The organism is Aliiroseovarius sp. M344 (genome assembly GCF_025140835.1).
In the GTDB taxonomy this organism is placed as follows: Bacteria; Pseudomonadota; Alphaproteobacteria; order Rhodobacterales; family Rhodobacteraceae; genus Aliiroseovarius.
The window spans coordinates 229,756-253,886 of the sequence record NZ_CP081153.1; the positions used below are offsets into that span (position 1 = coordinate 229,756).

The 24,131-nt window shown below is 56.9% G+C and carries 19 protein-coding genes; 11 read left to right on the top strand and 8 right to left on the bottom strand.

Features of this window, described 5'->3' with window-relative positions; genetic code table 11:
- Nucleotides 1–2: 2 nt before the first annotated feature.
- Nucleotides 3–887 (bottom strand): LysR substrate-binding domain-containing protein, encoded by an 885-nt coding sequence (locus K3556_RS01120; RefSeq protein ID WP_260517903.1) that lies wholly within the window; start codon nt 885–887, stop codon nt 3–5.
- A gap of 119 nt (nt 888–1,006) precedes the next feature.
- On the opposite strand from K3556_RS01120, the gene K3556_RS01125 reads away from it, so the two are divergent.
- The 5 genes from K3556_RS01125 to K3556_RS01145 all read left to right on the top strand — a co-directional run bounded on the left by K3556_RS01125 (nt 1,007) and on the right by K3556_RS01145 (nt 7,193).
- Entirely contained in the window at nt 1,007–2,194 is a 1,188-nt protein-coding gene (locus K3556_RS01125) for a 2-aminoethylphosphonate--pyruvate transaminase (RefSeq protein ID WP_260517904.1), read from the top strand.
- A 20-nt stretch (nt 2,195–2,214) separates the two neighbouring features.
- Complete coding sequence (gene phnA / locus K3556_RS01130; protein WP_260517905.1) at nt 2,215–3,459, top strand: phosphonoacetate hydrolase; 1,245 nt, start codon at nt 2,215–2,217, stop codon at nt 3,457–3,459.
- 16 nt (nt 3,460–3,475) lie between these two features.
- Nucleotides 3,476–4,924 (top strand): phosphonoacetaldehyde dehydrogenase, encoded by a 1,449-nt coding sequence (phnY, locus tag K3556_RS01135; protein ID WP_260517906.1) that lies wholly within the window; start codon nt 3,476–3,478, stop codon nt 4,922–4,924.
- A 77-nt stretch (nt 4,925–5,001) separates the two neighbouring features.
- Nucleotides 5,002–6,357, top strand: coding sequence for an aspartate aminotransferase family protein (locus K3556_RS01140; protein WP_260517907.1), 1,356 nt, complete (start codon nt 5,002–5,004; stop codon nt 6,355–6,357).
- On the top strand, nt 6,354–7,193 hold the full coding sequence (locus K3556_RS01145) for a DMT family transporter (protein WP_260517908.1): 840 nt from the start codon (nt 6,354–6,356) through the stop codon (nt 7,191–7,193). Before K3556_RS01140 ends, K3556_RS01145 begins: the two co-directional genes overlap by 4 nt.
- 8 nt (nt 7,194–7,201) lie before the next feature.
- On the opposite strand, the gene K3556_RS01150 is transcribed toward K3556_RS01145, so the two are convergent.
- Nucleotides 7,202–8,215 (bottom strand): 2-hydroxyacid dehydrogenase, encoded by a 1,014-nt coding sequence (locus K3556_RS01150; RefSeq protein WP_260517909.1) that lies wholly within the window; start codon nt 8,213–8,215, stop codon nt 7,202–7,204.
- Between the two features lie 178 nt (nt 8,216–8,393).
- Between K3556_RS01150 and K3556_RS01155 the strand changes: the two genes are divergently transcribed.
- From K3556_RS01155 to K3556_RS01165, 3 genes are all read left to right on the top strand, one after another.
- Complete coding sequence (locus tag K3556_RS01155) at nt 8,394–8,618, top strand: hexameric tyrosine-coordinated heme protein (RefSeq protein WP_260517910.1); 225 nt, start codon at nt 8,394–8,396, stop codon at nt 8,616–8,618.
- A 276-nt stretch (nt 8,619–8,894) separates the two neighbouring features.
- Nucleotides 8,895–11,318, top strand: coding sequence for an FAD-dependent oxidoreductase (locus K3556_RS01160; RefSeq protein ID WP_260517911.1), 2,424 nt, complete (start codon nt 8,895–8,897; stop codon nt 11,316–11,318).
- 9 nt (nt 11,319–11,327) lie between these two features.
- A complete protein-coding gene (locus K3556_RS01165; protein WP_260517912.1) occupies nt 11,328–12,257 on the top strand; it encodes a choline/ethanolamine kinase family protein in 930 nt (309 codons plus the stop codon).
- Nucleotides 12,258–12,306: 49 nt separating this feature from the next.
- Here the strand turns inward: K3556_RS01165 and K3556_RS01170 are convergent, their stop codons facing one another.
- The 5 genes from K3556_RS01170 to K3556_RS01190 form a co-directional block, all read right to left on the bottom strand.
- Complete coding sequence (locus tag K3556_RS01170; RefSeq protein WP_260517913.1) at nt 12,307–14,751, bottom strand: FAD-dependent oxidoreductase; 2,445 nt, start codon at nt 14,749–14,751, stop codon at nt 12,307–12,309.
- A gap of 11 nt (nt 14,752–14,762) precedes the next feature.
- A complete protein-coding gene (locus K3556_RS01175) occupies nt 14,763–15,644 on the bottom strand; it encodes a choline kinase family protein (RefSeq protein WP_260517914.1) in 882 nt (293 codons plus the stop codon).
- 3 nt (nt 15,645–15,647) lie between these two features.
- Nucleotides 15,648–17,639 (bottom strand): ABC transporter permease, encoded by a 1,992-nt coding sequence (locus tag K3556_RS01180; protein ID WP_260517915.1) that lies wholly within the window; start codon nt 17,637–17,639, stop codon nt 15,648–15,650.
- Nucleotides 17,639–18,661: a glycine betaine/L-proline ABC transporter ATP-binding protein gene (locus K3556_RS01185; RefSeq protein WP_260517916.1), complete on the bottom strand. Its 1,023-nt coding sequence runs from the start codon at nt 18,659–18,661 to the stop codon at nt 17,639–17,641. The genes K3556_RS01180 and K3556_RS01185 overlap by 1 nt, the downstream gene beginning before the upstream one ends.
- A 76-nt stretch (nt 18,662–18,737) precedes the next feature.
- Complete coding sequence (locus K3556_RS01190; RefSeq protein ID WP_260517917.1) at nt 18,738–19,682, bottom strand: ABC transporter substrate-binding protein; 945 nt, start codon at nt 19,680–19,682, stop codon at nt 18,738–18,740.
- A gap of 212 nt (nt 19,683–19,894) precedes the next feature.
- Between K3556_RS01190 and K3556_RS01195 the strand changes: the two genes are divergently transcribed.
- The gene (locus tag K3556_RS01195; protein ID WP_260517918.1) at nt 19,895–20,668 is read left to right on the top strand and encodes a DeoR/GlpR family DNA-binding transcription regulator; all 774 of its coding nucleotides are present in this window, start codon (nt 19,895–19,897) and stop codon (nt 20,666–20,668) included.
- Between the two features lie 536 nt (nt 20,669–21,204).
- Here K3556_RS01195 and K3556_RS01200 read toward each other — a convergent pair.
- Nucleotides 21,205–21,654, bottom strand: coding sequence for an Lrp/AsnC family transcriptional regulator (locus K3556_RS01200; RefSeq protein ID WP_260519282.1), 450 nt, complete (start codon nt 21,652–21,654; stop codon nt 21,205–21,207).
- 120 nt (nt 21,655–21,774) lie between these two features.
- On the opposite strand from K3556_RS01200, the gene K3556_RS01205 reads away from it, so the two are divergent.
- A complete protein-coding gene (locus K3556_RS01205; protein WP_260517919.1) occupies nt 21,775–22,914 on the top strand; it encodes an amidohydrolase in 1,140 nt (379 codons plus the stop codon).
- Between the two features lie 22 nt (nt 22,915–22,936).
- Complete coding sequence (locus K3556_RS01210) at nt 22,937–24,130, top strand: diaminopropionate ammonia-lyase (RefSeq protein ID WP_260517920.1); 1,194 nt, start codon at nt 22,937–22,939, stop codon at nt 24,128–24,130.
- The last annotated feature ends 1 nt before the right edge of the window (nt 24,131 follow it).

Below are 24,131 nucleotides of genomic sequence, written 5' to 3' on the forward strand. Positions count from 1 at the left end.
GCCTAACCGCTGGCGTTTTTTTCGTCCTGTGCCTTGCGTGCGAAATCCATGAAGGCCCGGATCACTTTGACATCGCGCCTTTGGCCCAAATGAACAAGTGTCTCGCTCATCTCGATATCAGCGTCGGTCAGGGTAATCTGCGTCAGCCTGTCATCGTGCCCGTATTCCGCCTGAGACACAAACCCGATGCCAGCACCCGATGCAACAACTTCGCGCACCGCCTCACGGCCTTCAGCAACAATTGCGGGGGTCAGGCTCAGACCTTGTTTTTTCGCGGTCTCTTCAAGCTTCTGCCGGGTTTTTGATCCTTGCTCGCGAAAGATCAGCGGCAACGCGGTCAGTTCTTTTAAGCTAAGCGACGGTTTTGATGCCAGTGACGACCCGTGCGCTGCAAAGGCCGTAATCTTGGTTGTTCCAAGATTCAGCGCCTCCATATCCGCACCGGGCGTCAGGCTGCCGACGATGCCGATCTCAGCGTTGTAGGCACGAAGCTCTTCCAGAATTTCCTCGGTGTTGCCGGTCCGCAAAGTGACCGAGATATTGGGGTAGCGGGCGCGAAAGTCACCCAGAAAATGGGTGATGTGATGCGCGCTGTCCGCGACGATGCGCAGCTCGCCGTCGATGGCGGCACTGGTCGAGGACATGTATTCCTCGATCTGTTGTTCAATTTCGAAATACTGCTTTGTAAACCGGAAAAGGTGCGCACCTTCCTCAGTCAGTCGGACGCGCTTGCGTTCGCGGTGAAATAAAAGCGTGTCGTGATCCTGCTCCAGTTTCTTAACCTGTTCCGAGATCGCAGGCTGGGTCAGAAAAAGCGCTTCGGCAGCACGTGAAAAACCACCCAGAAGGGCAACATGGTGAAAGGCTTTCAACTGACTATGACGCATGCTAATCCAGTATTTTTAGTGCATAAGTAAAACCTATGCTTTGATCGTTAATTGCAATTTCACATATGGATCAATCTGCTGCAATGCTGTTTTCAAGTTCCCCCTTCCGGAGACAAGAAATGACCGCTGCAGACATCAAAATCGAACCGCCGCGTTTGGGCGAACCTTACCTTCTGACACCCGGCCCCTTGACGACGTCGTTCGCTGTGAAAGAGGCAATGCTGCGCGATTGGGGAAGCTGGGATGACGACTTCCGTGCCATGACCCGCGACATGCGTCAGCGCCTTCTGGCCCTGCTTGGTCCCGGTTCGGAAAATTTCGATTGTGTGCCCATGCAGGGCAGCGGGTCATTCTCGGTCGAGGCGATGCTGGCCTCTTTTATTCCACGTGATGGCAAAGCACTTGTTTTGGCAAACGGCGCTTATGGAATGCGCTCGGCGCAGACGCTGGAATATCTTGGTCGCGATCATATCGTTTTAAACAAAGGTGATTACCTTCCGCCACGTGGCGAAGAGGTGGCGCAGATATTGGCGGATGATCCAGCGATCACCCATGTCGTCGCGATCCATTGCGAAACCAGTTCCGGCATCCTGAACCCGGTCGAAGAAATTTCGGAAGCAACATACGCTGCCGGACGAAAACTTTTGATCGACTCTATGTCTGCTTTCGGCGCGATAGAGTTGAAGGTCGCTGATATCCGTTACGAGGCCATGGTATCCTCGGCCAACAAATGCATTGAAGGCGTGCCGGGGTTCGGCTTCATCATCGCGCGCACATCCGAACTTGAGGCGGCCAAAGGCAACAGCCATTCGCTGAGCCTGGATGTTCATGCGCAATGGGCGCATATGAACAAAACCGGCCAGTGGCGGTTTACCCCGCCCACCCACGTGGTCGCTGCCTTCCTGGAAGCGCTGCGTGGGCACGAGGCCGAGGGTGGTGTCGCTGGTCGTGGTGGGCGTTACACACGCAATCGCGATGTGATGGTCGACGGCATGCGCGAACTGGGGTTCGAAACCTTGCTGAAAGACCGCTGGCTGTCGCCCATCATCGTGACCTTTTTCTGCCCGGCGGACGAGAATTTCGTCTTCGATCGGTTCTATGAGCTCATGAAAGACAAGGGCTTTATCATTTATCCCGGCAAGCTGACGGTCGTTGACAGCTTCCGTGTAGGCTGCATCGGTCAAATGGATGAACATGTCATGCGGCAGGTCGTCACCGCCGCCAGAGAAACACTGGACGAGATGGGCGTTAAAAGCGCTGCTCCTCCTGCAATTGCACTTGAAGAACGCGCCAAGCTGGCCGCCTGAAAAATACGAAGGAATACTCTATGACCATTCAATCTCCCGTCGTTGCGAACGGGCGCGCTTATCCTGCCCCGAAAACTTGTGCGATTGCGATCTGCCTTGATGGGTGCGAGCCGGAGTATCTGGATAAAGCGATCGCCGATGGGCTGATGCCGACCCTGAAGCGGATGCGGGCAGACGGCACCGACCGGTTGGCCTATTCGGTCATTCCATCCTTCACCAATCCCAACAACCTGTCGATTGCAACTGGCCGCCCGCCGGTCGTGCATGGCATTTGCGGCAACTATCTGTACGAGCCGGAAACCGGCGAAGAAGTGATGATGAACGACGTGCGCTTCCTGCGTGCGCCGACGGTATTCAAGGCGTTCTATGACGCGGGCGCTCGTGTGGCCATTGTGACCGCCAAAGACAAACTGCGCGCGCTTCTGGGCGCTGGGCTGGAATTTGGCGACGATCGCGCCAAGTGCTTCTCGGCCGAGAAATCGGACACTTCGACCCAAGCCGACCATGGTCAGGCGGAAGCCAGCAAGTGGTTGGGTATGGCCCAGCCCGATGTTTATTCTGCCGAACTGTCCGAGTTCGTGTTTGCCGCTGGCGTCAAACTGCTGCGCGAATGGAAGCCGGATGTCATGTACCTGACAACCACGGATTACGTGCAGCACAAATACGCCCCCGATCAGGCTGAGGCCAAAGCGTTCTATGAAATGTTCGACAAATATCTGACCGAGCTGGATGCGATGGGCGCTACGATCGTAGTGACGGCTGACCACGGCATGAAGCCCAAGCATCACGCCGACGGCTCGCCCTCGGTTGTCTATGTTCAGGATTTGCTGGACGAATGGCTGGGCGAAGCCGCCGCGCGGCTGATCTTGCCGATCACCGACCCCTATGTGGTACACCATGGCGCGCTTGGCTCTTTCGCGACAGCCTATTTGCCAGACAGCGCTGATCAGGACGAAATCATGGCGAAGTTGCGAGCGACGGATGGGATCACCGACGTGTTGACCAACGCCGAAGCCGTCGCCCGCTTTGAATTGCCTGCGGACCGGATTGGTGACATCGTGCTGGTATCGGGCGAAAACATTTGTATTGGCACGTCCGAACATCGCCACGATCTGGCCGCGTTGAACGAACCATTGCGCAGCCACGGTGGTCTGACGGAACAAGAGGTGCCGTTCATCTGCAACCGCGTTTTGCCCTTACCGGAACGCCCAGTGCTGCGGAACTTTGACGCCTTTTTCTATGCCACGACAGCAGCGGCGACTTGATATGAAGGATAACGTAATGAGCAAAGACGACATCCGGCATGAAGGCATGCGTATCGGGGGCGAGATCGTGTTTACCGACGATGTCGTGCCGGTGAAGTATCCCTATACCGACGAGGTTATTGGCACCGTTCCTGCCGGTCAGGCAGAACACGCACGCCGGGCGTTTGAAATCGCTGCGAACTACAAGTCCAAATTGTCGCGCTATGAACGGTCGCAAATCCTGCAGCGCGCAGGCGAACTGATCGGTGAACGCCGTGATTTTCTGGCCAAGTGGCTGACGCTCGAGTTGGGCATTTGCCACCAGCACGCCATTTACGAAACCAAGCGCGCGCAGGATGTTTACCAATTCGCCGCGGCTCAAGCTCTGAACGATGATGGCGAGATTTTCTCGTGTGACCTGACCCATAACGGGAAAGAGCGGAAGATTTTCACTAAGCGCGAGCCCGTTAAAGCGATCTCGGCGATCACTCCGTTCAATCACCCACTGAACATGGTCAGCCACAAGATTGCGCCGTCGATCGCGACCAACAATTGCATGGTGTGTAAGCCGACCGAGCTGACTCCTCTGACCGCGATCGCTTTGGCGGACATCCTTTACGAAGCCGGGCTTCCCCCCGAGATGTTTCAGGTTGTCACGGGATGGCCGCAAGACATCGGCGAAGAGATGATCGTCAATGAAAATATCGACATCATCACCTTCACCGGCGGCGTGCCGGTGGGTAAAATGATTGCCGAGAAAGCATCTTACAAACGTCAGGCACTGGAACTTGGCGGCAACGATCCCCTGATTATCTGCAACGATCTGAACGATGCCGATCTGGACAAGGCCGCGACCATTGCGGTGGCTGGCGCGACGGGTAATTCCGGCCAACGATGCACAGCGATCAAACGCATTCTGGTGCAGGAGAGCGTGGCGGACAAATTTGTGCCGCTGGTGTTAGAGAAGGCCAAGAAGATCAAGTTTGGTGACCCGCAGGACCCGGACACCGAACTGGGCTGCGTTATTCATGCGCAAGCTGCCGAGCTGTTTGAAAAGCGTGTTTTTATGGCCGAGAAAGACGGCGCAGAAATTCTGTATCATCCCGGTCGCGACGGCGCACTGTTGCCGCCTATCGTAGTCGACCGTGTGCCCCATGACAGCGAATTGGTGATGGAGGAAACCTTCGGCCCGATCATCCCGATCGTCCGGGTGCCCGACGATGACGACGAAGTTATGCGGATCTCAAACTCCACCGATTTTGGTCTATCATCGGGTGTTTGTACCAACGATCTGAACCGGGCGATTGCCTATATCAACGGGCTGGATGTGGGCACCTGCAACATCTGGGAACAACCCGGATATCGCATCGAAACATCGCCATTTGGTGGCATCAAAGACAGTGGTAATGCCGTCAAGGAAGGCGTCACCGAAGCGATGAAGTTCTTCACCAATGTGAAGACCTATTCGCTGCCTTGGCCAAACTAGGGTGTACCGTAAGCACGTAATCTCTCCCTGACTGTGAGGCCCGGTCACCGGGTCTCACCTTTTCTTTCTGAGGAATCATGGCCACGAAGATCGTTCACACCGAAGGCGAATCCAACACCTCAGATGCGCGACGTTCGTGGCTGAAAAAATCCATTGGACCGAAATCTGAGCCTCTGCTGAAGCGTGACGCCGACGCGTTCATGCACCAAAGCCTGTCGAGCCCATGCGTCAGCACCATTGCCAAGGCTGATGGCATTTGGATCGAGGATATGGACGGGCGCCGCTTCATGGATTTTCACGGCAACTCGGTACACCATATCGGCTATGGCCACCCCAAACTGATCGCTGCGATCAAGGCTCAGCTTGATGATTTGCCCTTCGCGCCCCGCCGGTTCACCAATGATCCCGCCGTTGAACTGGCCGAGAAGCTTTCCCAGATTGCGCCCGGCGATCTTGGCAAAGTCCTGTTCACAACAGGGGGCTCGGACGCCAACGAGGTGGCGCTGAAAATCGCCCGCGCAGCGACGGGCCGTTACAAGACAATCTCGTTCTGGGATGCATTTCACGGCGCTGGTATGGGTGCCGCCAGTGTTGGGGGCGAGGCAACGTTTCGCAGCCACATCGCAGGCCCGCTGCTGTCGGGCACGGAGCACGTCGCGCCGTTCGCCTGCTATCGCTGCCCTTACAATCACGAAAGCCCGGACACCTGCGGTTTGGCCTGCGCCAAGATGGTCGACTACGTGTTGGAACGCGAAGGCGACGTGGCGGCGGTGATCGCCGAGCCGATGCGTGCGGTGCCGTATGTTCCGCCCCCCGGTTTTTGGAAAGCCGTGCGCGAGGCCTGCAACCGTCACGGCGCGCTGTTGATCATGGACGAAATTCCGACGGGTCTGGGCAAGACCGGCAAGATGTTCGCGTTTGAGCATGACGAGATAATCCCTGACATCGTCACCATGGGCAAAGCGCTGGGTGGGGGTATTCTTCCGATCGCAGCGTGCGTGGCAAGGCGCGAACTGGATGTCTGTGGCGATTTCGCTATTGGGCATTATACGCACGAGAAAAACCCGGTCACGTCCCGCACCGCCCTGACAACCATCGAAATTATCGAGGAAGAGGGGTTGGTCGAACGGTCCGCAGCACTTGGCCAACACGCGATGCAGGTACTGCAGGATCGTCTGCAAGACGTCCCGGTTGTCGGCGATATTCGCGGACGCGGTCTGATGTTCGGGGTCGAGATCGTCGAAGATCGCACCCTGAAAACCGCCGGCAATGCGCGGGCTGAACGGATCTATTATGCCTGCCTTGAAGCGGGGCTGAGCTTCAAAATCAGTCAGGGATGCGTGCTAACCCTGTCGCCGCCCCTGACAATTTCGCGTGACGATCTGGACCGCGCTCTTGATATCGTGGTGACGGCGATCAAAGACGCGGCATGACGGCTCAGGTCGCCCTGATCGTTCTGTCGGCGGCATTCCTGCATGCGCTGTGGAATGCACTGGTCAAAGGGGCAGGCGACCGGGTGATTATGCTGGGCATGATTGCTTTGGGCCACGTTGCTTTCGGTCTGGCGTTCATTGGGTTCGTGCCGATCCCGGACAGCTCTGCTTGGCCCTACATGGTTGCGTCCATCGCGATCCATTGGCTCTATTTCTACTTTCTGAATGTAGCCTACCGGCTGGGAGATCTGAGCTTCATCTATCCTGTAGCTCGGGGTTTCGCCCCGGTTCTGGTCGCCTTGGGCGCGCAATTTTGGGTGGGCGAGGTGCTCCCCATTCAAGCGTGGATAGGCATCTTCTGTGTTTCGGCGGGGATCATGTTTCTGGCCCAAGGCGCGTTCAATGCGACAATGTCCAGAAACGCGCTTCTGGCGGCGCTGGCGATAGGTGGAACAGTGGTGGCCTATACGTTAGTCGATGGGTTCGGCGTGCGGGCTTCCGGCAACGCGCTTGGCTATATCGGTTGGTTGTTCCTGTCGAAAATCTTGATCGTCTTGTTCCTGTTCCCCTCCCGAATGGACCGGCTGCGTACACAACCGCCACGAACGCTTTTGATCGGGTTCATCGGGGGTGTTGTATCGGGCACCGCCTATGCGCTGGTGCTGTACGCGAAGACCATCGCGCCGCTTGGCATCGTGTCTGCGCTCAGGGAAACATCAGTGATTTTTGCGGCCCTGATTGGGGTTCTGTGGTTCGGTGAAGGACCGCGGGTGCGACGCCTTCTGTCTGCCGGGGCTGTTGGCGCCGGGATCATCTGCATCGGGTTGGTGCGTTAGGCCGTGCGCTATTCCGCAAAGACCACGCCCTTGCGTTGTGCGCGCAGACGCGGGTCGTGCGATTTGATCAGCACATCGCGCCCCGCCAGAACCTCCTGACACCGCTCAATCGTTTCGTCTTCCAGACGTTGCATCGCGTCTTCTGTGTAAAAGGTAAGGTGAGGCGACAAGATCACGTTCGGATGCTTAAACAGTTCGCTCATCGGGTGGCCTGTTTTGGCCAGCGGCTCTTGGCTGAACACGTCCAGCCCGGCCCCGGCAATCCAGCCTTCGCGGATCGCCTGGACAAGCGCGGCCTCGTCCACAATTGCACCACGCGAGACATTGATCAGAAACGCAGAGGGCTTCATTGCCCGAAGTTCATCCGCGCCAATCATGCCACGGGTGTCGTCATTCAAGACTGAATGGATGGTCACGAAGTCGCTTTGCGCCATAAGATCATGCAGGTTTTCGATCTTCGTAACACCCAGTTCGGCCATTTCGGTGGCTGAGGCATGCGGGCTGTAGGCAATGACATTCGCGCGAAACCCCTGCCCAGCCATCCGCGCCATACTGCGCCCGATCTTGCCCAGCCCGATAATCCCGACGGTCTTGCCGGCAATGTCTGACCCCAACCATGTCGGTTCGGGCCATGCCCAGCCCTCAGCCGTCATATGGGTGTTGAGCGCGGTCAGTTTCTTGGCCAGTGCAATCAAAAGGGCAAACGCGCCTTCCGCGACTGTTTCTTCCGCGTATTCCGGTACGTTCACCACGGCAACACCCGCTTCGATGGCGGCAGGAATGTCGATGGCGTCAATCCCGACGCCATACTTGACGATGCCCCTAAGCTTGGCGGCATTTTTGATCACCTGCCGGGTGATCGGCGTATAGCACATCAGAATCAGGTCGGCGTCGCTGGTCGCCTCCAGCAACGCGTCATCCGCGATCCCATCGGGCAACAGCACCAGATCATGTCCCGCGGCTTTCAACGCCGCATCCAGTTTAGGTGTCTGAAGTTCGCTGTCTGTGCGCACAATTTTCATGGGGCGTCCTTTGTTCCAGTCAGCGCCTGTCAGCGGCGTATTGTTGAAAAGGCTACCGGGTGCGGCGTTGAGATGCCAATGCAAACAAGCCCGTTTTGCGGGTTGATCAGAGGTGTTGCTTTGTCGGCGCGGCGGTCACAAACTGCGGATGAATGATGCCAACCTGAAAGGACATATCATGTCATCCTGGCTTCCATCCCTGATCACTGAAAATCCGGAACAAGGCTATGAACTGGCCGTCAAACTGTCGCGCGTGGCGGTCAAGATGACCCAGCCCGATGCGGAAGCCCGCGAAAGGATGCGGCCCGAGTATGCAGAAGACGCCGAGGCATTGATCGCTGTCAGCCAAGTGGTCGCGACCCATTTCGCCACTGTTGCCGCGGCCAACGGGTATTGGCGGTAGATCAGCTGAGGTAGGGCGCTAGGGCGAAAGCGCCTAGGTCACATCGTGCGCCACACCTTCGAAGAATGCGAGCCCGACCTCTTTGGTATTGTGATCCGAGTGCCGCTTCACGGACTCTGTCCCCAGGCTGGTGCCTCGTTCTGCGTCCCATAGAAAGAGATTGATAGGTGAAGTCTTTTGTGCCTAAATCCAGATATTGGCGATATTAAGTAGAACTTTATGTTGCTTTATGTTGCAATGATCACGAATTATTGCACGTCATCGGGATGGCAATGAATGTGCACACACTCTGTCAAACACCTCATTATTGGTGGTGGGATTATTGGTTGTTCGACGGCTTATCACCTTGCGCGTGGCGGTGAGAAAGACGTTGTCCTGCTCGAAAAAGCGGGTCTGACTGAAGGGGCGACCTGGCATGCAGCCGGACTGGTCGGCCAGTTGCGATCATCACGCAATACAACTCGCATGCTGAAACGATCGGTTGCGATGTATGACAGGTTGGAAGAAGAAACCGGTATGGCATTCGACTGGAAAAAGGTCGGAAGCCTGCGGCTTGCTGCAACGAAAGAACGCATGCTGGAAGCCAAGCGGCTGACAACAATGGCCCGCAGCTTCGACCTTGAAATGGAGATGATTTCGGCCAGCGAGGCCAAACAACTTTTCCCTTACATTGACGAAACCGGTATTTTGGGCGCGGCTTTCATTCCATCCGACGGACATGTTGACCCCGCAAGTCTTTGCCAAGCGATTGCAGCGGGCGCCCGCAAATTTGGGGCCCAAATCCGTCAGGGTGTGACGGTGCTGGATTTCGAAGTGAAAAACGGCCGGATCACCAAGGTCATGACGTCCGACGGGGATTATGAGGCGGAAACCGTCGTCATGGCTGCGGGCATGTGGAGCCGCGAACTTGGCGCTAAGCTTGGCATCCAAGTGCCGGCTTGTGCCGTTGAACATCAGTATATCGTGACCGAGCCATTGCCCGATGCCGACCTTGTTCGAGGTTTGCCAACGCTGCGCGACCCAGAGCGGCTGGTTTACTACAAACCCGATGCGGGTGGGCGTCTGGTGATTGGCGGCTACGAGGAAGGTACGCTGCCTTTCGGCGATCGCGGGATCCCCGGCGAATTTGTCCGCCAACTTCTGCCTGATAACTTGGATCGGTTCGGCCCCCTTGCCGAGTTGGCCGCCGAAGTCACACCGGTGTTGAACGAGGTTGGTATTCGTTCGGTCATCAACGGGCCGATCCCCTATTCCGCCGATGGTGATTTCGTCATGGGTTGGGCGCCGGGTTTTGACAATCTGATGATGGCCACCGGCTTTCTGTATGGCATCGCCGCTGGCGGCGGTGCCGGAGAGATGATTGCAGAATGGATCACAGATGGCCGGCCGGGGCTTGATCTGTGGCCGTTGGATTGTCGACGTTTTGGCCCGCATCATGGAACCCGTGCCTTCATGTATCCGCGAGCCGTCGAACATTACGCCCACCATTACAAGATGCGATACCCTGGTCAGGAAGCTGAAAGCGTGCGCAATCTACGGCTGTCGCCCCTTTATGAGGTGCTGAAAGAAAATGGTGCTGTCTATGGCTCGAAGAACGGGTGGGAGCGACCGCTTTGGTTCGCACCTGACGGGGTCGAGCCGGTCGATCAGCTCGATTTCCTTGATCCCGGATGGCATACCTTTGCAGCGGAAGAGCATAAAGCGGTGCGTGAAGGAGTAGCGCTGATTGATCAGTCCAGCTTTGCGAAGTTCGAAATTCTCGGCCCCGGCGCACTGGACTTCCTGCAACGCCTTGCAGCCTGCAACATGGATAAACCGGTTGGCGCGGTGATCTATGCCCAGTTCTGCAACGAAAAGGGCGGGATCGAGGCCGATGTCACCATCACGCGGCTTGGGCGCGATCACTTCTATCTTGTGACCGGCTCTGGCTTCGGCACACATGATGCGGACTGGATGCGCCGCCATATGCCAAAAGATGGCTCGGTTCATCTGATCGAAGTGACTTCGGCGCGTGCTGTGATAAACATCTGTGGCCCCATGGCCCGCGATGTCCTTCAGGTGGCGTGTGAGCAGGATGTTTCAAACGCGGCGTTTCCCTTTGCCACCGCACGAAACATTACGATCGGCTGTGCGCCTGTGCGCGCGGTACGCATTGGCTTTGTTGGTGAGTTGGGGTGGGAGCTGCATGTACCAACCGAGTTTGGTGCCCATGTTTATGGAGTTCTGCGCGAGGCGGGTGCGGCCCACGGTATCCGGGATGTGGGATATCGCGCGATCGACAGTTTGCGGCTTGAAAAAGGGTATCTTTACTGGTCGGGTGACATCTCACCCGACTATACGCCCATCGAGGCCGGGCTGGGGTTCCGCGTGCATTTGAAATCCGGCGGCGATTTCATCGGCCGCGACGTGCTGAGCCAGCAAAAGGCGGACGGCCCTGATCGGTTGCTCTGTACATTCGTGACACCGATGAAACTTCCGCTGTTTGGCGGTGAAACAATTTTGCAGGCTGGCGAAACGGTATCGCTCGCCACAAGTGCTGGGTTTGGTCATACCGTCGGTCAGACGATTGTCTTCGGGTACCTGACCCGAAAGCAATCCCAGTCCACCGATTTTGAGATCGAAGTGTACGGTGAGCGGCACCCGATTACCCGGATCGAAGGTCCGATCTATGACCCGGACAACACCAGATTGAAGTCGTGAGGTAGGACAATGACTGAACATGCCAACAAGGTAGTATCCGTATTGCGCAATGCACCCGGTTTTAAAAACCTTGGTGTCGGTGATTGTACCATTACCCGCTTGGGTGGGCTGACAAATCTGGTTCATCTTGTGGATACCGGGCACGAGCGCGTCATCGTACGCATCCCCGGTGAAGGGACCGAGGAATATATCGACCGGGCCGTGGAAATCACCAATGCAAAAGCCGCCTGGCGGGCGGGTGTTTCCGCTGAAGTCCTATGGGCCGACAGCGCAACCGGCGATATGGTGACACGCGCCATTGACGATATCACCACGATGACGCCCGGCTTTTTTGCCAGCCGCGACGGCGCCGCGCTGCGGGCGGGCCAAGCCCTTGCCAAACTGCACAATTCCGGCGAGCGGTTCGAATTTCGGTTCGAGTTGTTTGCAATGATCGACGACTACCTCAAGGTCCTGTCGACCCGGGATGTGACCTTGCCCGAAGGGTATCACGATATCGTCGATGCGGCAGACCCAGTGAAACAGGCTCTTGCGGCCAATCCGTTGCCCTTGGCCCCATGCCATTGCGATCCACTTTGCGAGAACTTTCTGGACGACGGAAACATCATGTGGATCGTCGATTGGGAATATTCCGGCATGAACGACCCGTTGTGGGATGTCGGTGATCTGTCGGTCGAAGCCGAGATGAACGCCCAACAAGAGGCCGAGCTGCTGCAAGGGTACTTCGGGCGCGCACCCACAGGGTCCGAGATGGGGCGGGTGGTGATCTATAAGGCAATGTGTGATTTGCTTTGGACGTTGTGGGGTCTGATCCAGCATGCGGATGATAACCCGGCAGAAGATTTCTGGGCTTATGCGACAACCCGATTTGATCGATGCAAAGCGTTGATGCGTGACCCGGATTTCGATCGTCACGTGGCTGCCGTGAAGGCTGGATAAAACCTACCTACTTCTTAGCCCTGAACGCTCTACCGCCAGGACTGCGACGTCAGCTTTTCACCCGCTGCATTTTCGGATCGTAGAGAGGTTCCATATGTATCTGCGCCGGAACCCGTTCAGTTGCGACCTCAAGCTCATACGCACCGCCCTGTACATAATCGGCGTCAACACCATCCGGGTTCCGCACATAGCCATATCCGATGGATTTACCGACGGTATAACCAAAGCCACCAGACGTTAGCCAACCAACGCGTTCGCCATTGCGGTAAATCGTCTCGCGACCCTGCAGCACAATGTCTGGATCGACTGTGAAACAGGCCATCAGTTTTTTGACACCCGCTGATTTCTGCGCCTCCATCGCGGCGCGGCCTTTGAAGTCGGTGTTTTTGCGCAGCTTGACAGCCCAGCCCAGCCCGCTTTCGAAAGGAGTATGATCCGGCCCGATATCCGATCCCCACGCACGATAACCTTTTTCCAGTCGCAGCGATTCAATGGCGCGGTATCCGGCATTCACCAAGCCATGATCGGCGCCCGCCTTCATCAGCGCGCTGTAGACCGAGGTGGCGTATTCCACGGGCAGATGTAGTTCCCACCCCAATTCGCCCACATAGGTCACACGCAGAGCCTGAACCGGACAGCCTGCAATGCCGATGGTGCGGATTGTGCCGAACCTGAACCCGTCATTGGACACGTCGTCGCGCGTGACTTGCTCAAGGATCTCACGCGCTTTGGGCCCCATAAGTGACAGCACCGCGTTGGACGAGGTGATGTCGAACAGCTGACAATTCATGCCTTCGGGAATATTGCGCTTGATCCAGTCAAAGTCATGCGTGGCAAAGCCCGTGCCGGTGACGATGTAGAATTCATCATGGGCCACACGCCCGACGGTCAGGTCACATTCGATACCGCCGTGATCGTTCAGCATTTGCGTATAGGTCAATGAACCGACGGGTTTGTTGACGTCATTGGCGCATATCCAGTCGAGAGCAGCCACCGCATCCGGACCCTTGAGCGAGAACTTGGCGAAGGAAGTCTGATCGAACAGCACCGCGGCCTCGCGCGCCGCCACATGTTCGCGTCCAACGGCGTCGAACCAGTTCTGACGGCCAAAGCTGTATTCATCCTTCGGGGTCTCGCCCCGGCGCGCATCAGCGTACCAATTTGGCCGTTCCCACCCAAGTTTTTCGCCGAAACACGCCCCTTGTTCCTTGAGGACTTCATAGAGCGGTGACTTACGGCAAGGGCGGCCTGAATCATGCTCCTCATAGGGCCACGCCATCGTATAGTGTTTGCCATAAGCCTCGACCGTACGGGTGCGTATCCAGTCGGTATCGAAATGCGGCCGCCCGAAGCGGCGGATATCGGCGGACCACAGATCGAAGGGCGGCTCGCCTTTGCGCACCCATTCTGCCAGCGCCATACCAGCCCCGCCACCTGCCGCAATACCAAAGGCATTGAAGCCAGCGCCAACAAAGAAATTCCGCATCTCTGGCGCTTCCCCGATGATGAAATTGCCATCGGGCGTGAAACTTTCAGGGCCGTTGGTCAGGGTTTTGATGCCTGCATTTTCCAGTGCCGGGACGCGGCCCAGCGACAGTTCCATCAACTGCTCAAAATGATCGAAATTGCTGTCCAGCAGGCTGTAGTGGAACCCTTTGGGAATACCTCCGACCGCCCAAGGGATCGGGTTGGGCTCATAGCCGCCCATCACCAGCCCACCGACCTCTTCCTTGTAATAGGTAAGCCGATCGGGGTCACGCAATGTAGGCAGGTTGGGGGGTACGCCGTCAAAAGGCTCGGTGACCATATACTGGTGCTCCATCGGCACAAGCGGCACGTTGACGCCAAAGCGAGAGGCGAAGTCGCGCGTCCATTGTCCGGCGCAGCAGATGACCTTTTCGCATTCGATGCGGCCATGGTCGGTGATCACGGCGCGGATTTTGCCGTTCTCAATCTCAATGTCGGTGACTTTGGTGTCTTCAAAAATCTTCGCGCCAGCCATCCGTGCACCCTTGGCCAGAGCTTGCGTGATGTCGGACGGGTTGGCCTGGCCGTCAGTTGGCATGAAGGCAGCCCCGATCACATCCGAAACGTCCATCAGTGGCCACAATTCCAGCGCTTCCTGAGGGGTCAGCAATTCCATTTCCAGCCCAAAAGAATGTGCGGTCGTGGCCTGACGTTTCACTTCGGTCCAGCGTTCTTCGTTACACGCCAACCGCAGGCCGCCATTCATCTTCCAGCCGGTGCCCAGCCCGGTTTCTTCTTCGATCTTGTTATAAAGATCTACCGAATAGCCCAGAAGCTGCGTGATATTGGCGTTCGATCGCAGCTGACCGACCAGACCCGCCGCGTGAAAAGTTGTGCCCGAGGTCAGCTTCTTGCGTTCCAAAAGAACAGTATCCGTCCAGCCCAGCTTGGCCAAATGGTAAGCCGTCGAGCAGCCGATAATGCCGCCGCCGATGATGACCGCTTTGGCGGTGGTTGGAAGTTCCATAGTGTCGGTCCTCAGGTGTTTTTTAAATCAGTTAAGGCCGCGCGGAACCGCGCGAGGTTTTCGGATGTGTAGGCGCCATAATCGAAGTCGATGTCCGAGGTGAGTTCGGACACCATGCTCCACATCGTTTCGCGCAGAAGCGAGGCGCATTTCATCGCCGTGTAACGGGATCGCAGATCGTCCGTTATCGGGGCTTCGAAGTATGTCTCTAACATCCAGTCTTCTTGTTCTGGTATCAGGCCGTTGTTGGACGCCAAACCGCCAAGATCGAACAGCGGGCTATTGAACCCGGCATAGTCAAAGTCGATCAGCCACAACCGCACGCCGTCATCCAGAAAGTTGCCGCACAACAGGTCATTGTGGCCAAACACCATATCGAACGGTCCGGCTGACTGTTCCAATTCGTTGCCGGTTTTTACCAGTTCGGGGATTAGGCCTGAGTGCGGACTTTCGCGTTCGATCAACGTGGCGCCATAGTCGCGGATCACGTGGAATACCCAAAAGACCAATGCCGGTCCGCGCAGATGAGCAGGAACCTCGCGGTGGCAGCGGGTGATCAGATCCAGCGCGCGCGGCAACATGTCAGGGTGGCGCACATCCGCTTCGCTCAGCGTGCGGCTTTCGATATAGTCCAGAACAGTCAGGCCGTTATCGGCATAGACTACCGCTGGCGACAGCCCGGCAGCATGGGCCGCACGCGAGGCCGACAGTTCATTAAACCGCATCACCTGATGCAACGGAATGTCATCACCTACGCGCACGACATAGCTGCCAGCATCGTCCGTGACACGGTAATTCACATTGGTAATCCCGCCCGTCAGGGGCGTGGCGGCAATCTCTCCTTGCCAGAGTGGAAGGGCGCGAATTCGGGTCAGAAGGTCATTTTGGTTCATGCGTCAGCCCTCCAACCCAAAGCGTATACGCGCTTGCCGGGCACTGGCCTTGATCAGCCGGTCTGCAATGATGGCGATAAAAGCGATGGCCAGACCGGCCACCAGACCCCGCCCGGTATCGGCTTTGGTCAGGGCGATATAAACCTCCTGTCCAAGGTCGCGGGTGCCCACCAACGCTGTAATTACCAACATGGACAGCGCCAGCATGATGGTCTGGTTGATGCCCAAAAGGATCTCGGGCAAGGCCATCGGAAGGCGAATAAGTCGTAGCATTTGGAAGCGGGTACATCCCGAAACCTGACCCGCCTCGATCAGATCTTGACCGACCGATCGGATGCCGTGAGCGGCGTAGCGCACCGCCGGCGCCAACGCGTAAAGGACAATCGCGATCATAGCCGTGAAATCACCGACCCGGAACAGCATTACCACCGGGATCAGGTAAACAAAACTTGGCAGCGTCTGAAGCGTGTCGATCAGCAGGTTGATCACCACCCCGGCACGATGGTTCAAGGCGGCCAGAACACCCATGGGCACACCAATCACCGTTGCAAGGATCACCGAGGCACCACACAGATAGACCGTCACCATCGCCTTGGCCCAAAGGCCCGTCATGGCAATCAGGCCTGACATCACAGCGCACATCACCGCGAGCCGCCAACCGCCTGCATACCAACCAAGCAAGGTCAGCATCGCAATGACCCAGATCCAAGGAATACCTAGCAACGTCCTCTTGATCGGCAGCAAGAACCAATGCAGGAAGAACACTTTCACCGCCTCGAAGCTGTCGAAATAGTTGACGTTCAGGTACTTCACCAGATCGTCCCAAAAAGCACCGGTTGTGATGGTTTGTTCTGCTGGATAATCCAGCAACAGCGGCGAAAACCGGCCCAGACCCCAGGTGAGGATTAGCAAGACCAGCACCAAAACCACTCGTTTGTGCCGTGCATACCATGGCCCCCTGATAGGTTTGTGTACTTGGCCGACCCGCTCGGCAAAGGCTTGGCTCAGCCGATCCACGGCGATGGCCAGCACAACGATTGCAATCCCCGCTTCGAAACCGGCGCCGATATCAAGCCTGCGCAGGGCTGCCAACACGTCAAACCCAAGACCGCCCGCGCCGATCATTGAGGCGATGATCACCATGTTCAGCGTCAGCATGATCACTTGGTTGACGCCAACCATCAGGCTTTGACTGGCGGAGGGCACAAGAACGCGCCACATCAACTGGCGCTTGGTGGTGCCAGTCATGCGGCCAAAGTCGAGGATCTCCGGATCCACCGCTTTCAGGGCCAGTGTCGTGACCCGAACCATTGGCGGCGTCGCGTATATGATCGTGGCGACCAGTGCCGAGACGGGGCCAAATCCGAACATGAACAGGATCGGCACCAGATAGGCAAAAATCGGGATCGTCTGCATCAGATCCAGTACCGGGTTCAGCAGCCGTTCAAACAATGAATGGCGATATGCAGTGATCCCCAACAGCAACCCACCCCCTGCGCCAATCGGCACTGCGATCAGAACCGAGGCCAGCGTTACCATTGCGCTGTCCCATTGGCCGAAGACCGCGAGGTAAAGAAAGCACGCCCCTACGAGCGCTGCCAGCAACCAATCGCGGCAATAATGCCCAAGCGCGATCACTGCGGTGGTGACAACAATCCAGCTGACGGCTGGCAGATAGGTTTGGGCGGTGTTGCCCTGACCGGTGACAAACCCGGCGGACAGCAGCGACAGCACCAGTTGATAAGGCTGTTCGATGGCCCAAGCGATGGCGCGGGTGAAATCTGTGAACGAGATCGCACCGATTGCCGCATCTTCGACCAGCCATGTCATTGCGGCAGAAATGTAGTCTTTAAACGGGAAGCTCCATCCTGATGGGAATTTGGTTAGCCAACGCGCATCCAACGCCTTGGACAGATCGGGCCCGACTTGGCCAAGCAGGATGGTGATCACCACCAAGGCGATTATGACAATTCGTTCGCGTGTCGCCGTCGGCATCACAACGCACCCCCGTCCCCGAACAGCACGCGCGCGATGGCTGCACGGTCGACGCTTCCGACGACCTTGCCGGCTTCATCAGCAACTGGAAACGGTGTGTCAGAGGTTATGATACGTTCTGCCTGTTCGGCCACCAGACAGGACTTGCGGATTGGCTCGCCCGTGCCGTCAAGCGCATCTGACATGATGCCTCCTATGGTCAGAACCTTCGACCGGGGAATGTGGCGCGTAAATTCCGCGACATATTCGGTGGCTGGGTTCAGAACCAGCTCTTGCGGGGTGGCGATCTGAATGATCTTGCCGTCTTTCATGATGGCAATTCGATCAGCCAATCGCACAGCCTCTTCGAAGTCATGGGTGATGAAGACGATGGTCTTATGCAAGCGAGATTGCAGGCGCAGAAATTCGTCCTGCATTTCTCGGCGGATCAGCGGATCAAGCGCCGAGAAAGGTTCATCAAGAAACCAAATCTCGGGCTCTGTCACGAGCGAACGGGCGATGCCGACCCGTTGTTGTTGTCCGCCCGACAGCTCACGCGGGAAATAATCCTCGCGGCCTTTTAGACCAACCAGATCGACGACCTCCCGCGCTCGGACCTCGGCTTCGCCTTTGGATACGCCTTGCACAGTTAAGGGGAACATCACATTTTGCAGAACACTCAGATGTGGCAACAGCGCAAAATGTTGAAACACCATTCCCATCTTGTGACGGCGAAGCTGGATCAACTCAGCCTCGTTTGCTGCCAGCAGATCAACATCATCGAACAGCACTTGCCCGGCTGTGGGTTCAATCAGGCGTGACAGGCAACGCACCAGCGTCGATTTTCCTGATCCTGAAAGACCCATGATGATGAAAATTTCCCCCTCGGCGATCTCGATGCTTGCATCGCGGACCGCGCCGATCAGGCCGGCACGTTTCAGATCCTCTTGGGTCGGTGCTGGATTTCGCTGCAGAAGCGCGTCAGCACCGGCGCCGTAAAGCTTCCAGACATTACGGCAGGCGAGTTTGATCTTAGGGGGCATCGTTGTGGTCCAAAGCTGACAGAAGCGGCGTACCGGCGCGGGCTGGTGTTAAAGCGCCCGCGCCAACCAGATTAAGTTACTCGGCAATCCAAGCAGACCAACGATCCTTGTTCGCAGTCATCCAATCTGCCACGACGGTGTCAATTTCGACCCCATCCAGATCGGCTGTTCCAACCATCGCGCTCATCTCTTCGTTGCTCAGTTTGTAGTCTGCAACGATGTCGTAAGCGCCTGGCCATTTCTCCTGCATGCCAGCCCAAGCGGCTTTCCAGATCGGACCGCGTGGCTTGCCACAGTCGTAAGCCATATCGGGATTTACGCCGACGGAGGGGTCAGAGTAGCATTCCGGCGAGTATGCTGGGAACTCGACAAATTCGCCTTCATATTTTGCGGTCGCCCAATGCGGGACATAGACCCACAGGACGATTGGGTCCTGCCGCTGATAGGCCGATTCCAACTCAGCGAATAGCGCGGCATCTGTCCCGGCATGAACCACTTCGAACCCCATATCCAAAGCTTCGACGCGCTCGTCATCAAATCCGCCCCACGTTACAGGCCCGCCAACATAGCGGCCATTCGGTGCTGTTTCAGCGGTGGAAAACTCCTCGGCACAATCGCGTAGGGCTTCCCAATTGGGAAGGCCAGGGCAGCGCTCTTTCATGTACATCGGGTACCACCATTCCTCGATCGCCTGCAGGCCGGTTTCGCCCACATTCACAACATTGCCAGAGCCGGTCGCGTCATCCAGAGCTTCGCGCCCGGTGGTTTCCCAGATTTCCATGGCCAGATGCAGGTCGCCGGATTTCAGCCCCGCAAACTGGGCGATATAGTCCGCCTGCACGTATTCGACGTTATAGCCAGCTTCCTGCAAGATGCTGCCCATGATCTTTGTGTTGATCAACTGGCCGGACCAATCATGCAGAGTCAGCTTGATCGGATCAGTCGATTCGACGGCGTAGGCCATCGTTGACGAGGCGGCAAGCGCAAGGACCATCGCGCTGGTTTTCAGGTGTTTAGACATGTGAATTCCCCCCACATTTGGTTTTTTTTGGTAATTTCGTGTTTGTGACTAAAAATTTGCGGAATAAATCGAAAATAGTCAATAAAAAACACATTAAGCCAAAGAATGGTGCCATGTTTCAGACTTACACCTAGCTGACGCTTCATTTCGTTGCATTATGTGGATATGCTGGATAGGTGAGACACCAAATCTGTCAGTTCGAGTAGGCTTTTATGAACCACATTACGACCAATCAGCGGGAAGAAGAGATTCTGCGGGAACTCAGTCGAATTGGCGGATCTTGTCGCATTAGTGTTCTGGCAAGAGAACTTGGTGTGACCAATGAAACCATCCGCAGAAACATCAGGAACCTGGAAGACAGGAATATCGTGCGCAAGGTGCATGGCGGCGTTCATCTGATCGAAGACCTTAAAGAACCCACCTTTGAAAGCCGGCTGGAGAACAAAGCCGAATCCAAAGAAGACCTTGCCCGCGCCGTTGCTGAGACCATCAACGATGGCGACTCGCTGTTTCTCGATATTGGTTCAACTACCGCCTATGTTGCGTTGGCGTTGAAAAACCACAGCAACTTATTTGTCGTAACAAACTCTGCCTTCGTGGCCAGCACGCTTGCGACCCGCAATAATAACCGGGTCTTCATGGCTGGCGGCGAGCTGCGACCGCATGATGGCGGCGCTTTTGGCGTGGAAGCGCATGACCTTGTCCGGCGTCTGAACGTTCGCTTTGCGATCTTGTCAGTTGGTGCCATCAATGCAGAATTCGGCCTGATGCTGCATGATCTGCAAGAGGCCAACCTTGCGCAGCTGGCGATGGACAATGCCCAAGTTTGCGTGGTGATCGCAGATAGCGAGAAGCTAGGCAAACGCGCGCCCGTAGTCATGGAAAAGATGTCACAGATTGACCTGCTCTTTACCGACAAGACCCCAACGCAAGAGATTGCCCAGATGCTGGAAAAACACGAAATCGAAGTAGTCGTAACCGCCTGACTGCCTGACTGCCTGACTGAGGAGAGTCGGCGTCCTGGCGAATTAACTGTGTAGGTCGACGCTGGTTCTTTTGAACCGTTGCTATTTGCAGCCAGCGCGATGCACAGCGACTTCGGCGGTAAGCGCTTCATAGGCGTGATAATCAGCCGCCCCGATCCACCCGTCACTTTGGTTCGGAAACGCGAAGTGAAGATCTATGCTACCTGACGTCTTACAAAAGGAGGGAGCGTCACGAACATTTGGCTCTTTTGGCAGTCAAAACTTCAGGAGACAAGAAATCACGTCATTCAGTTCTAACCTATACGTCATGCATTTCGGACCCTGCATGAAAATCGGACCTTCGCCCAAGCAGCAGCGAATAGTCTGATTTGAGTTCATTCTGCAGAATACAGCACCGTACACGAACTACGGCAAACACCGCAGGAACCAGCCTTTGGCAGAGGGGTCGACATTGGACTGGCGCGGTGTGACGCGCCGAACAGGAAAAAATACTGAAACCTGCAACACAGCTTCAGGTTCCGTTTCGGGCCAACCAGCTACAGCACATCTAACGACACTTTCACCCGGTCCATCACAACGGCCGTTTTGAACCGGCTGATATTGCTTTCGTCAAAGAAATACTCCTGCGTGAACGCCTCGTATTCCTGAATGTCCTTCACGGTGAGGATCAGGAAAAAGTCACCTTCCCCGGTGGTGTAGTAACACTGCTGCACACAGGGCGCCTTGCGCATCTTGCGTTTGAACGCGTCCAGATGGGCACGATTCTCGCGTTCTAAAATGACCTCGACGATGATCGTCATCTCGCGACCCAGCTTGCCGGGCGACAGTACCGCGATCTCTTTCTCGATTACGCCGCTTGCGCGCAACTTCTGCAGCCGTTTTTGCACGGCGGGCGGGGACAGTCCAACATCCTGACCGATCGCCTCGGCGGTCAGGCGCATGTTGGATTGCACAAGGTGCAGAATCTCAAGGTCTTTGGTGTCCATCTTCCGAATCCAATCGTCGCTGTTAGGAATTGCGATGAATTTCATCGCCAACTGCAAAATTGATACCACAAACGGATCAATTTCTGGATATTCTTGCGCAATAAGGACCACGAGGACCCCATGAGCGATTTTGCCGCCCGACTGACCGCGTTGCGCCGGGAGTTTCACCAAAATCCCGAACTTGGCTTTGCGGAGACCCGCACCAAGGCCGAGGTGGCAAAGCGTTTGCACGAAATCGGTATCGAGGTGCATCAGGGCGCAGGCGTCGTCGGCGTTTTGCGCATGGGCCAGGGCAACCGCGCCATCGGCCTGCGCGCCGATATGGATGCACTGCCGATCGTTGAAACTTCGACACATGATTACCCTTCGAAGACGTTCGGCGCGATGCACGCCTGCGGCCATGACGGGCACATGACCATGCTGCTGGGCGCGGCCCTACGGTTGGCCACCGAAGGTGGATTTGACGGCAATGTGGTGTTCATCTTCCAACCGAACGAGGAACACGGGCTGGGTGCCAAGGCGATGATCGAAGAAGGCATGCTGGACGCCCACCCGATGGACGAGGTTTATGCCATTCACAACCTGCCCGGTGCGCCACTTGGGCAGGTATCCTCACGCACCGGTCAGATTTGCGCCAGCGAAAGCCTGTTTGAAATCACGATCACAGGTCAGGGCGGCCATGCCTCGATGCCGCAGGTTGGGGTTGATGCCATCACCGTCGGGGCCGAGATGGTCACCGCCCTGCAAACCATCGTGTCGCGCAAACTTGCCCCTGATGCAGGTGCCGTGGTGTCCGTCACCGAATTCATCACCGACGGTCAGCGTAACGTTTTGCCCGGTCAAGCGGTGCTGAAAGGTGACGTGCGCACCCGCCAACCCCAAGACCGCAAAACCGTGGATCGTTACATGCGCCAGATTGTGGGCGGCATCGCGCAGGCACACGGCGTCGAGGTATCCGTCACCTTCAACACCGAGTTTGTAGAGGTGATCAACGCCCCCCATCCGACCCAAGCCGTCTATCGCGCCGCCGACGCCGCCGGGCTGGATCTGATCCGCGAACGCCCACCGATGAGCTTTTCTGAAGATTTCGCCCATCTTTCAAACACCGTTCCCGGCTGTTTTCTGTTGATGGGAAATGGACAGGACGGGCCACATGGCCAGCCGCTCCATGCCTCTGACTATGATTTCAACGATGATTTGCTGCCCATCGGCGCAAATTTCTGGGTCGAGCTTGTGCGCGACCGCTTGCCCGTTCGATAGGGCCCGCTCGAAAGGACAGACCATGACAGACGCTTTTGCCACCGCCCACCTGAACCACATTGCTGTAACCCCGGCCAGCGGCGATGCCGCCCAGCGGGTGTTGTCGAAACTGGACTTCGCTGACAGTTGGGCCGAGATCACCCAATGGGAGGGGTATGAACCGACCCCGCTGGTGTCCCTGTCCGGTCTGGCCGCGCAAATCGGCGTCGCGCGCATCGACTATAAACACGAAGGACCGCGGTTCGGTCTGGGCAGTTTCAAAGCGCTTGGAGGTGCCTATGCCGCGATGCGTGTGTTGCAACGCGAGTTGGCCAACCAGCTGGGCCACGCGGTGACGCTCGAAGATATCCGCAAGGGTGTTTATGCGGAGGCCTGCCACCACATCACCCTCAGCTCAGCTACCGATGGCAATCATGGCCGGTCACTGGCCTGGGGCTGCCAGCGCGTCGGCGCGCCGTGCAAAATCTATATCCATGCCGAGGTCAGCGAAGGCCGCGCGCAGGCGATGCGCGATCTGGGCGCGGACGTTGTGCGGATCGACGGCGATTACGACGACTCGGTGAACCTTGCCAAATCTGAAGCCGCCGATAACGGCTGGTTCGTGGTGTCCGACACCTCATGGGAGGGTTATTCCGAACCGCCCCGCGATGTGATGGCCGGATATGGTGTGATGACCCGCGAAGCCTGCGAGGCTCTGGACCAAGCACCCACTCATGTCTTCTTGCAAGGCGGCGTTGGCGGCTTGGCAGCCTCGGTCGCTGCATTTCTGCGTCAGTATTGGGGCGACAAGGCCCCGCGTGTTGTGATCGTTGAACCTGACCTGGCCGCCTGCCTGTTTGAAAGCGCCCGCAAAGGTGTGCCGACCGCGGTGCAAATCGACGAAGAAACCATCATGGCGGGCCTGTCCTGTGGCGAGCCGTCGGAAATGGCGTGGGAGATCTTGCGCGAAGAAGCCAGCGACTTCGTGACCATGCCTGACAGCATCGTCGCCCCCACCGTGCGCCTGCTCGCCAATGGGGAAAGCGGCGACGCAAAAGTGGACGCGGGCGAAAGCGCGGTGGCTGGCTTGGCCACGCTGATTGCCGCCATGCGTGACGTCCACATGGCCCGTGCCCTTGGGCTCGACAAATCGTCGCGTGTGTTGCTGATTGGGTCAGAAGGCGTCACCGACCCCGCGATATTCGAGGCGATCATGAGTGGGGCGGATCACATCTGAA

Coding starts and splice junctions, on each gene's coding strand:
- K3556_RS01120 (WP_260517903.1), bottom strand. CDS start 887: ATGCGTCATAGTCAGTTGAAAGCCTTTCACCATGTTGCCCTTCTGGGT.
- K3556_RS01125 (WP_260517904.1), top strand. CDS start 1,007: ATGACCGCTGCAGACATCAAAATCGAACCGCCGCGTTTGGGCGAACCT.
- phnA (WP_260517905.1), top strand. CDS start 2,215: ATGACCATTCAATCTCCCGTCGTTGCGAACGGGCGCGCTTATCCTGCC.
- phnY (WP_260517906.1), top strand. CDS start 3,476: ATGAGCAAAGACGACATCCGGCATGAAGGCATGCGTATCGGGGGCGAG.
- K3556_RS01140 (WP_260517907.1), top strand. CDS start 5,002: ATGGCCACGAAGATCGTTCACACCGAAGGCGAATCCAACACCTCAGAT.
- K3556_RS01145 (WP_260517908.1), top strand. CDS start 6,354: ATGACGGCTCAGGTCGCCCTGATCGTTCTGTCGGCGGCATTCCTGCAT.
- K3556_RS01150 (WP_260517909.1), bottom strand. CDS start 8,215: ATGAAAATTGTGCGCACAGACAGCGAACTTCAGACACCTAAACTGGAT.
- K3556_RS01155 (WP_260517910.1), top strand. CDS start 8,394: ATGTCATCCTGGCTTCCATCCCTGATCACTGAAAATCCGGAACAAGGC.
- K3556_RS01160 (WP_260517911.1), top strand. CDS start 8,895: ATGTGCACACACTCTGTCAAACACCTCATTATTGGTGGTGGGATTATT.
- K3556_RS01165 (WP_260517912.1), top strand. CDS start 11,328: ATGACTGAACATGCCAACAAGGTAGTATCCGTATTGCGCAATGCACCC.
- K3556_RS01170 (WP_260517913.1), bottom strand. CDS start 14,751: ATGGAACTTCCAACCACCGCCAAAGCGGTCATCATCGGCGGCGGCATT.
- K3556_RS01175 (WP_260517914.1), bottom strand. CDS start 15,644: ATGAACCAAAATGACCTTCTGACCCGAATTCGCGCCCTTCCACTCTGG.
- K3556_RS01180 (WP_260517915.1), bottom strand. CDS start 17,639: ATGCCGACGGCGACACGCGAACGAATTGTCATAATCGCCTTGGTGGTG.
- K3556_RS01185 (WP_260517916.1), bottom strand. CDS start 18,661: ATGCCCCCTAAGATCAAACTCGCCTGCCGTAATGTCTGGAAGCTTTAC.
- K3556_RS01190 (WP_260517917.1), bottom strand. CDS start 19,682: ATGTCTAAACACCTGAAAACCAGCGCGATGGTCCTTGCGCTTGCCGCC.
- K3556_RS01195 (WP_260517918.1), top strand. CDS start 19,895: ATGAACCACATTACGACCAATCAGCGGGAAGAAGAGATTCTGCGGGAA.
- K3556_RS01200 (WP_260519282.1), bottom strand. CDS start 21,654: ATGGACACCAAAGACCTTGAGATTCTGCACCTTGTGCAATCCAACATG.
- K3556_RS01205 (WP_260517919.1), top strand. CDS start 21,775: ATGAGCGATTTTGCCGCCCGACTGACCGCGTTGCGCCGGGAGTTTCAC.
- K3556_RS01210 (WP_260517920.1), top strand. CDS start 22,937: ATGACAGACGCTTTTGCCACCGCCCACCTGAACCACATTGCTGTAACC.